The organism is Ramlibacter sp. (genome assembly GCF_028292805.1).
Classification (GTDB): domain Bacteria; phylum Pseudomonadota; class Gammaproteobacteria; order Burkholderiales; family Burkholderiaceae_C; genus Ramlibacter.
Map to the genome: position 1 here is coordinate 1 of NZ_JAQGLS010000119.1, position 7,161 is coordinate 7,161.

Here is a 7,161-nt window from a genome sequence, read left to right on the forward strand (position 1 = left end):
AGCATCGCCATCGGCGACTGCGCCTGGCTGGCCTGGTACTCCAGCGGCAGCACCAGGGTGAAGGTGCTGCCCTGGCCGGCGGCGCTGGTCAGCGCGATGCTGCCGCCCAGCAGCCGGGCCAGGTCGCGCGAGATCGCCAGCCCCAGGCCGGTGCCGCCGAAGCGCCGGTTGACGGTGCCGTCGGCCTGGCGGAAGGCCTCGAAGATGAGGTCCTGCTGCGATGGGTCGATGCCGATGCCGCTGTCGCGCACCTCGAAGGCGATGGCGTCGTCGCCGCTGCGGCAGACGTGCAGCGCGACGCAGCCCTGCTCGGTGAACTTGACTGCGTTGGACAACAGGTTGCGCAGGATCTGTTCCAGCCGCTGCCGGTCGGTGTACAGGGTGGGCGGCGTGTCCTGGGCCACCACCAGCTCCAGCCGCAGGCTCTTGCGCGCCGCCAGTGGCTCGAACATAGCCTTCAGGCCCTGGGCCACCGATGCCAGCGGCGTCACCTCCGGCCGCACCTGCAGCTTGCCCGCCTCCACCTTGGCGATGTCCAGGATGTCGTTGATCAGGTTCAGCAAGTCGTTGCCGGCTGAATAGATCGCCTCGGCGAACTTGACCTGCTCTTCGGTCAGGTTGTCCTGGGCGTTATCGGCCAGCAGCCTGGCCAGGATCAGCGAGCTGTTCAGCGGCGTGCGCAGCTCGTGCGACATGTTGGCCAGGAACTCCGACTTGTAGCGGCTGGCCCGCTGCAGTTCCGCTGCGCGTTCCTCCAGCGCCTGCTGCGCCTGCCGCAGGTCGTCGCGCTGCACTTCCAGCCGCTCGGCCTGGTCGCTCAGCTGCACGTTGGTCTGCTCCAGCTCGGCCTGCTGGCTTTCCAGGTGGGCCTGCGATTCCTTCAGCGCGCGCGCCTGCTCTTCCAGCTCCTCGTTGGCGGTGCGCAGTTCTTCCTGCTGCACCTGCAGTTCCTCGTTCAGCTGCTGAGTTTCCTCCAGCATGTCCTGCAGCCGCTTGCGGTAGCGCGCCGACTCGATCGAGGCGCCCAGGATGCCACCGGCGGCGGCCAGCAGTTCGCCGTCGCGCGGCTCCAGCGTCCGCATCCAGCCCAGCTCCAGCACGCCCACCAGCCGGCCCTCGTGCAGGACCGGCGACAGCATGATCGCGCTCGCCGTGGCGTCACCGAGGGCGGAGCTGACCTTCAGGTAGCCGGGTGGCACATTGGCCAGCGTGATCTGGCGGCGCTGCGCCGCGCACTCGGCCAGCAGGGAACGGCCGGCCCCGATCCGCTCGCCGACGCCGCCGGCATCGGTCGACCAGCCCCAGGTGGCGGCACGGACGAAGCCGCCGTCTTCCTCGGCCGTGTAAAGCACGCCGACGGCGAGGCCCAGGTAGGTCGAGAGCGACTCCAGCGCGCCATGGCCGACGCCCGCCAGCGCCTGTTCGCTGGCCAGCCGCTCGGACAGGCGGGACTGGCCTTCGCGCAGCCAGGCGTGTGCCTGCAGCACGCTGGCCTGGCGCCCCTGCTCCTGGAACGCGGCTTCGTAGGTGCCGGACAGGGCGGTCAGGTCGCGCCGGCCGCGCCAGGCGATCACCGCCCCGGTGCCGAGCGTGAACAGCACGAACGCGATGACACCGATGGTGGTGTTGCGATTGGCGTCCCGGGTGCGCTCGGCGCGCTGGCGCCGCTCCTGCATGAAAAAAAGCTCGAACTCCTCGCGCACCCCGTCCTTGAGGTCGCGGCCGCGGTTCGCCGCCTCGCCCGGCTGGTAGTTCCGGTCGCTTCGCTTGGCCGCGATCTGCTGGCGGGCGTAGCCGTCCCACTGCTGCTGCAGCGACTGGATGCGTTCGATTCGCTCCAGTTGCTGGGGATAGGGCGCCATGTCCTGCTTGAGACGCTCCACCTCCGAACGCAGCCCCGTCTGGGCGCGGTCGAACGGCTCCAGGAAGCGCTCGTCGCCGTTGAGCAGGAAACCCCGCACGCCGGACTCCATGTCGAGGTCGAGCTTTTGAATGGCCGAGGCCCTGGCCAGCACGCGATCGGTTCGCTCCACCTCGCCGATGGCGGCCAGCAGGTAGAAGATCAGCCCGACGAAGGCGGCGGAGCTCACCAGGCCAAGGATCAGGGGCAGGCCGACGTTGCGGGCGAGGATGCGGCGAAAGCCGGAAGGATCGTTGGGTGTGGTCGGGCTCATTGCGGACTGCCGAGGAGGCAATCGGCAAGTTTGCCGCAAATCGGCAGCCCGGAGGCGCACGCGCCGAGCTGCCTGGGCAGGCTCAGCGCGTGGCGCCGCTCATCCGTGCCTGCGCCGCACCCAGCTTGACTTGCGCCGTGCGGCTGCCCATGGTGGCGGCGCGCTGCAGCCATTGCACGGCCTGCAGCGCATCCGGCTGGACGGAGACGCCCTCGAGGTAGGCGACCCCCAGGAAGTAGCTCATTTCCATCTGGCCAAAGCGGATGCCGTCGTGGGTGGCCTTGCCCGAGCGCTTGACGATGGCCGGTACGTCGCCGGCCCCGTTGGCAAAGTCCTGCATCTGGGCGACGGTGCGCAGCAGGAAGGCGTCGCGCGAGCGGGCCGCGCCGGCGCGGTCGGGCGTGGCCTGCACCAATTCCTCGGCCATCACCGGCAGCGATTCGAAGGGCGTCATGCCGCCCCGCATGCGCGGCGAGTACCAGGCGCGCAGCATCACCTTGTCCAGCGGCAACAGGCCGTCGACCTTGGTCGGAAAGTAGCTCAGCACGGTCTTGCCGCCGGGATGGCCGCGCACGCCCATCACGTGCATGGCTTCGTGGTACGCGCAGCGCCACGCATCGCGGTTGCGCATCTGCACGGCGGCCGACTCGATGCGGGTTTCAGTCAGGAAATTCAGGAAGGTCACGCAGGGCTGGTTATCTTCCAGCAGGTTGTCGGGCGTGATCTCGATGCTGAGGTTGGCGATGGCCGAGGCGTCGGTGCGGTCGCTGACGTCCACCACCCGCACGCCGGCTTCGGTGGCCACGTCGCGGATGGCCTGCAGCGTGTGCTCCTTGTGGGTGCGCATGTTGACGCCGTGCACCCGGACCCGGATCTCCTGTTCCCAGCGCACCAGCCGGGTGGGCGTGCCGCTCTGGTGCCACAGCACTTCCCATAGCGTGCCCATGCCTTGCTCGAACTCATCCGACTGGGCAAGGACCGGAGTCATTACCGTGGCGGCAAGCAAAGCAGTTAAAACCGACTTCCACATGCGTCATCCCCCATCGAAGAATTCCGATGATGGGGTAGGACGGCTCCTACGGCAAGCGGCCGTTACGAGATGTGGCTGGTCCTGGAGTGCCAACCGTCAAATTTCACGCATTCGGCGGCATTCCTTGGGGTTTTCCAGGGGCACCGCGGCTTCGCCGCGAAGAAAGTCCTCGATCAGCTGCGCCACCCGTTCCGGCTGGTCGTGGTGCAGCATGTGGCCGGCGTCCCGCACCTGGGCCAGCCGAAGGTCGGACACCGCCTTCAAACGTTCGTGGTAATCCGCCAGGGTGAAGCGGCCTTGCCACCATTGTCCCAGGCTGTCGTCGCTGGCCTCGACCGCCAGCACCGGCGCCTGGATGGCGCGGTAGACCTCCAGCACCTCGTCCACGCGAAACAGGATGGCGTTGCTGATCTTGTGGGCCGAGTGGCCCAGGATGTGCCAACGGCCGTCTTCGGCCTGGCGCGCCCAGTGCGGGGCCAGCCAGTCGGCCTTGTCGCGGGCCAGCCGCTGGTTGGTCTTCATGAGCCGGCGCGCCACGCCCTCGACGTCGGCATAAGCTTTCAGTTCGATCTCGCCGCGGTGGTATGCCTTGAGCTCGTCCATCCACCTGGCATAGCGGCCCGGCGCCTGCGCCGGGCGGGTGGCGGGCATGCCGAAGCCTTCCAGGTTGACCAGCCGGCCGATGCGTTCGGGCCGCGAGCCGGCGTACAGCATGGCGACGTTGCCGCCCATGCTGTGGCCCACCAGGTCGACGGCCTGGCCCGGCGCGTAGTGGTCCAGCAGGAAGTCGAGGTCGGCAAGATAGTCCGGGAACCAGTAATTGTCGGTCTTGGGCAACTCGGTCAGACCGTAGCCGCGCCAGTCGGGCGCGATGATGAAACGCTCCTGGGCAAGTGCATCGACCACGAACTGCCAGGAGGCGGACACGTCCATCCAGCCGTGCACCAGCACCAGTGGCGGGCGCGCGGCGTCCGGCTGGCCCCAGAGCCGCACGTGGTAGCGCAGATCGCGGATCGGGACAAACTCGCTGCGAAAGATGCGCTTGGCTTGGTACATTGCGCCGATCATAGGAGGGCGCCCCATGGTTCGCAGTCAAGGCAGGGACAACTGGGCGGCGATGCACCGCGGCTTCGGCTGGCACGTGCCGCAGCGGTTCAACATCGCGCAGGCCTGTTGCGGCCGTTGGGCCGCGCAGACGGACGCCGGCGCGCGGATCGCGATCCGCGCCCATGGCGCCGAAGGCAACGCGACACTGACGTACGCGCAGCTGCAGCGCCAAGCCAATGCGATGAGCAACCTGCTGGCGTCGCTGGGCGTGCGCGCCGGCGAGCGGGTGGCGATCGTGATGCCGCAGCGCTTCGAGACCGCCATCGCCTACATGGCGGTGTTCCAGCTCGGCGCGGTGGCCATGCCGCTGTCGATGCTGTTCGGCCCGGAGGCGCTGCAGTACCGGCTGCAGGACAGCGAGGCAGTGGTGGCGATCTGCGACGAGAGTTCCATTGCCAGCCTGCTGCAGGTGCGCGCCGAGTGTCCGCCGCTGCGCACGCTGGTCGGTGTCGGCGCCGCCGCCGCGGCGGCCGACGTCGGCTGGCAAGCGCGCCGGGCCGACCTGTCGGAGGACTTCACGCCGGTGCCGACCCGGGCCGACGACGGCGCCGTGCTGATCTACACCAGCGGCACCACCGGCCCGCCCAAGGGCGCCCTGATTCCGCACCGCGCGTTGATCGGCAACCTGTCGGGGTTCGTCTGCAGCCAGAACTGGTTCGGCTTCGCACCGGGCCAGGACGGCGACACCACCTTCTGGTCGCCGGCCGACTGGGCCTGGACCGGCGGCCTCATGGACGCGCTGCTGCCCAGCCTCTACTTTGGCCGGCCCATCGTCGCCTTCAACGGCCGCTTCAGCCCCGAGCTGGCCTTCACGCTGATGCAGGAGCACGGCGTGACGCACACCTTCCTGTTCCCGACGGCGCTCAAGGCCATGATGAAGGCGCATCCGCGGCCGCGTGAGCAGTTCCGCCTGCAGCTGCAGGCCATCATGAGCGCGGGCGAGGCGGTGGGCGACGCCGTCTTTGCCTACTGCCGCGACCAGCTGGGCGTGATCGTCAACGAGATGTTCGGCCAGACCGAGATCAACTACGTGGTGGGCAACTGCGCCATGAACGGCGACACCGACGGCGGCATCGGCTGGCCGGCGCGCCCCGGCAGCATGGGCCGGCCGTATCCCGGCCACCGGGTGGCGGTGATCGACGACGCCGGCAACGAATGCGCGCCGGGCGAGCCTGGCGACGTGGCCGTCCATCGCTGCGACGTGCACGGCGAGCCCGACCCGATCTTCTTTCTGGGCTACTGGAAGAATCCCGAAGCCACCGCCCGCAAGTCCACCGGCCACTGGTGCCGCACCGGCGACCTGGCCAGCCGCGACGCCGACGGCTACCTCTGGTACCAGGGCCGCGCCGACGACGTCTTCAAGGCCGCCGGCTACCGCATCGGGCCCGGCGAAATCGAGAATTGCCTGGTCAAGCATCCCGCCGTGGTCAACGCCGCCGTGGTGCCCAAGCCGGACGCGGAACGCGGCGCCGTGGTCAAGGCCTACGTGGTGCTGGCGCCGCAGGCATTGCAGGCGCGCACGGCCGGGCCCGGCGGCGCGCTGGCGTTCGACGCCAGCCTGATCGCCGAACTGCAGCTGCATGTGAAGGGCAAGCTGGCCCCCTACGAGTACCCCAAGGAGATCGAGTTCATCGAGGCCTTGCCGATGACCACCACCGGCAAGGTGCGGCGGCGGGTGCTGCGGCTGCAGGAGGAGCAGCGGGCACGCGAGCGCGCCGCGTAGGAGCGGTCCCGCGCTGCGACGCCCTCCAGTCTCGCCCGGCGCGCCCGGCTGCCCCGGTATGGTGCGCCCATGGCAATCTCACGGCGCGAAGCGGCAATCCTGGTTGGTGGTCTCCTGCTGGGCGTCGCCGGCGCGTGGGCCTTGTTCGCCAACGGTTCGGGGAACAAGCCGCAGACCGAGACCGTCGCGCAGACTCGGCCGGCCGTCGCGGCGCCGCCATCCGCACCGACCACGCTCGTCGTGGCGCCCGACACCTGCGCCTTCCATCCGGCCGTGCCGTCCGCCGGTGCCGGCGACGGCGCGCTGAGGCTGGACAAAGACCTCTCCGGCAAGGACGCCGAGGACGTGAAGGCCTTGCTGGTGACGGGCAAGGAGTCGGCGGCTGCCGGCCATCGGCGCGACGCCGAAACCGCTTTCCTGATGGCGTGCCGCGCCGCCGGCAAGCTGTCCGGCAACGACGGCGTGCTGCTGGCCGACGCCAGCTATCGGCTGGGCCGGCACTACGCTTTGATGGAACCGGCGGCCCCCGCGGCCGTGCGCGGCGAACTGCGCGCCCGCGCCCGCACGCTGTATGCCAGCAGCCTGCAGGCGTACCGCGACAAGTACGGCGAGACGCACGAGAAAACGCGCTTCGCCTTGGCCGGCCTGGCCGCGCTGGGCGGTTCCGCCGCCGACGTGAACGACGCGACGGCCGCGGTTGCGCCCAAGACCCAGGCTGCAACAGTGTCGGCGCCGGCCAAGGCGCCTGTCGTCGCGGCCCGGCCCGTCGAGCCGGCCAGGCCGGCCGCGGTGGTCACTGCGCCCAGGATGACGTCGGTGCCGGGCGCCGGGCCGGCGCGCGAAACCGGCGCCGCCAGCACCGTCGGCGCCCGTCCCAGCTTCGATTGCCGCAATGCGCGTTCGACCACCGAGAAGATCATCTGCGCCGACGACGAGCTGGCGCGCCAGGACCGGGAACTGGGCCGCCTGCACGCGCGTGCCAAGGCCGCGGCCGCCGATCCGCGCGACTTCCAGCGCCGCAGCGATGCCGAGTGGAGCCGGCGCGAGGCCACCTGCACCGACAACGCCTGTCTGCAGCGCTGGTACGCGCAGCGGCGCAGCCGCGCCGGCAAGGGCCGGCGCCGCGC

5 protein-coding genes are annotated in these 7,161 nt (G+C 70.0%); 2 read left to right on the forward strand and 3 right to left on the reverse strand.

Annotated elements, in window-relative coordinates:
- From JWP65_RS06810 to JWP65_RS06820, 3 genes are all read right to left on the reverse strand, one after another.
- The coding region (locus JWP65_RS06810) for an ATP-binding protein (RefSeq protein WP_299761860.1) at positions 1-2,174 on the reverse strand (2,174 nt) is incomplete at its 3' end.
- An 82-nt stretch (positions 2,175-2,256) separates the two neighbouring features.
- Positions 2,257-3,162: a DUF2927 domain-containing protein gene (locus JWP65_RS06815; RefSeq protein WP_299761863.1), complete on the reverse strand. Its 906-nt coding sequence runs from the start codon at positions 3,160-3,162 to the stop codon at positions 2,257-2,259.
- Positions 3,163-3,300: 138 nt separating this feature from the next.
- Positions 3,301-4,260 carry an alpha/beta hydrolase gene (locus JWP65_RS06820; RefSeq protein ID WP_299761865.1) on the reverse strand — a complete coding sequence of 320 codons (960 nt, stop codon included), beginning with the start codon at positions 4,258-4,260 and terminating at the stop codon, positions 3,301-3,303.
- 25 nt (positions 4,261-4,285) lie between these two features.
- On the opposite strand from JWP65_RS06820, the gene JWP65_RS06825 reads away from it, so the two are divergent.
- Together JWP65_RS06825 and JWP65_RS06830 are read left to right on the forward strand one after the other, a co-directional pair.
- Positions 4,286-6,034, forward strand: a complete 1,749-nt coding sequence (locus tag JWP65_RS06825; protein WP_299761868.1) for an acyl-CoA synthetase — start codon at positions 4,286-4,288, stop codon at positions 6,032-6,034.
- A 69-nt stretch (positions 6,035-6,103) separates the two neighbouring features.
- The coding region (locus JWP65_RS06830; RefSeq protein WP_299761871.1) for a hypothetical protein at positions 6,104-7,161 on the forward strand (1,058 nt) is incomplete at its 3' end.